The organism is Exiguobacterium sp. s91 (assembly GCF_018618915.1).
GTDB classification, from domain to species: Bacteria; Bacillota; Bacilli; order Exiguobacteriales; family Exiguobacteriaceae; genus Exiguobacterium_A; species Exiguobacterium_A abrahamii.
In genome coordinates this window covers 1-2,882 of record NZ_JACSMZ010000009.1, presented here as the reverse complement: position 1 = coordinate 2,882, position 2,882 = coordinate 1, and the positions used below count along the sequence as shown (strand labels likewise).

1 rRNA gene is annotated in these 2,882 nt (G+C 54.4%); it reads left to right on the top strand.

The annotated features are described in order from the left end of the window. Positions 1-14 precede the first annotated feature (14 nt). Positions 15-2,882, top strand: a 23S ribosomal RNA gene (locus tag KNQ06_RS16810); the annotation flags it as partial.

The following is a 2,882-nucleotide window of genomic DNA, read 5'->3' as shown; positions in this document are numbered from 1 at the left end:
GAATACCAACGCTAGATCAAGGTATGAAGGGCGTACGGTGGATGCCTTGGCACTAGGAGCCGATGAAGGACGCGACGAACAGCGATATGCTTCGGGGAGCAGTAAGTATGCTTTGATCCGAAGATTTCCGAATGGGGGAACCCACCATCCGTAATGGGATGGGACATGTTACATGAATACATAGTGTAGCGTGAGGCAGACCCGGGGAACTGAAACATCTAAGTACCCGGAGGAAGAGAAAGCAAATGCGATTCCCTGAGTAGCGGCGAGCGAAACGGGAACAGCCCAAACCGAAGAGCATGCTCTTCGGGGTTGTAGGACACTCTATACGGAGTCAAAAAGGAAGACAGTAGGTGAAGGACCTGGAAAGGTCGGCCGAAGAAGGTGACAGCCCTGTAGCTGAAACTGTTTTCCCTCCAGAGTGGATCCTGAGTACGGCGGGACACGTGAAACCCCGTCGGAATCCGGGAGGACCATCTCCCAAGGCTAAATACTCCCTAGTGACCGATAGTGAACCAGTACCGTGAGGGAAAGGTGAAAAGCACCCCGGAAGGGGAGTGAAATAGATCCTGAAACCGTATGCCTACAAGTAGTCAGAGCCCGTTAACGGGTGATGGCGTGCCTTTTGTAGAATGAACCGGCGAGTTACGATAACGCGCGAGGTTAAGCCGATGAGGCGGAGCCGTAGCGAAAGCGAGTCTGAACAGGGCGTTCAGTGCGTTGTCGTAGACCCGAAACCAGGTGATCTACCCATGTCCAGGATGAAGGTCAGGTAACACTGACTGGAGGTCCGAACCCACGCACGTTGAAAAGTGCGGGGATGAGGTGTGGGTAGCGGTGAAATGCCAATCGAACCTGGAGATAGCTGGTTCTCCCCGAAATAGCTTTAGGGCTAGCCTCGAGGTTGAGAGTTCTGGAGGTAGAGCACTGATTGGACTAGGGGCCCCCACAGGGTTACCGAATTCAGTTAAACTCCGAATGCCAGCAACTTATACTCGGGAGTCAGACTGCGAGTGATAAGATCCGTAGTCAAGAGGGAAACAGCCCAGACCGCCAGCTAAGGTCCCAAAGTGTATGTTAAGTGGAAAAGGATGTGGCGCTGCCTAGACAGCTAGGATGTTGGCTTAGAAGCAGCCACCATTCAAAGAGTGCGTAATAGCTCACTAGTCGAGTGGCGCCGCGCCGAAAATGTAACGGGGCTAAACATACCACCGAAGCTGCGGATTCCGTAAGGAATGGTAGGGGAGCGTTCCAAACCGCTGTGAAGCTGTACCGGAAGGAGCAGTGGAGCGTTTGGAAGTGAGAATGCCGGTGTGAGTAGCGAAAAGAGGGGTGAGAATCCCCTCCGTCGAAAGCCCAAGGTTTCCTGAGGAAGGCTCGTCCGCTCAGGGTTAGTCTGGACCTAAGCCGAGGCCGAAAGGCGTAGGCGATGGATAACAGGTTGATATTCCTGTACCGCCGATCCACCGTTTGAACAATGGGGGGACGCAGGAGGATAGTGACGCATGCGGATGGAAGTGCATGTGCAAGTTTCAAGACCGTCTGATTGGCAAATCCGTCAGGCATCAAAGTCAAGGAACGACGCGGAGTCCCGTAGGGACGTAGGTCACGATTTCACACTGCCAAGAAAAGCCTCTAGTGAGGGGGAAGGCGCCAGTACCGTAAACCGACACAGGTAGGCGAGATGAGAATTCTAAGACGCGCGGGATAACTCTCGTTAAGGAACTCGGCAAAATGGTCCCGTAACTTCGGGAGAAGGGACGCTCTACATGAGTAGAGCCGCAGTGAATAGGCCCAAACGACTGTTTAGCAAAAACACAGGTCTCTGCTAAATCGCAAGATGACGTATAGGGGCTGACGCCTGCCCGGTGCTGGAAGGTTAAGGGGATGGGTTAGCGCAAGCGAAGCTTTGAACCGAAGCCCCAGTAAACGGCGGCCGTAACTATAACGGTCCTAAGGTAGCGAAATTCCTTGTCGGGTAAGTTCCGACCCGCACGAAAGGCGTAACGATTTGGGCACTGTCTCAACGAGAGACCCGGTGAAATCATAGTACCTGTGAAGATGCAGGTTACCCGCGACAGGACGGAAAGACCCCATGGAGCTTTACTACAGCCTGATATTGAGGCTTTGTGCATGATGTACAGGATAGGCGGGAGACGTCGAGCCCGGAGCGCCAGCTTCGGAGGAGTCACCCTTGGGATACCGCCCTTCATGCATAGAGTCTCTAACTCGCAGCCGTGATCCGGCTGGAGGACCGTGTCAGGCGGGTAGTTTGACTGGGGCGGTCGCCTCCTAAACAGTAACGGAGGCGCCCAAAGGTTCCCTCAGAATGGTTGGAAATCATTCGTAGAGCGCAAAGGCAGAAGGGAGCTTGACTGCGAGACCTACAAGTCGAGCAGGGACGAAAGTCGGGCTTAGTGATCCGGTGGTTCCGCATGGAAGGGCCATCGCTCAACGGATAAAAGCTACCCTGGGGATAACAGGCTGATCTCCCCCAAGAGTCCACATCGACGGGGAGGTTTGGCACCTCGATGTCGGCTCATCGCATCCTGGGGCTGGAGTAGGTCCCAAGGGTTGGGCTGTTCGCCCATTAAAGCGGTACGCGAGCTGGGTTCAGAACGTCGTGAGACAGTTCGGTCCCTATCCGTCGTGGGCGCAGGAAATTTGAGGAGAGCTGTCCTTAGTACGAGAGGACCGGGATGGACGCACCGCTGGTGTACCAGTTGTTCCGCCAGGAGCATCGCTGGGTAGCTACGTGCGGACGGGATAAATGCTGAAAGCATCTAAGCATGAAGCCCCCTCCAAGATGAGATTTCCCTTTGAGTAATCAAGAAAGACCCCTCAGAGACGATGAGGTAGATAGGTCACGGGTGGAAGCATGG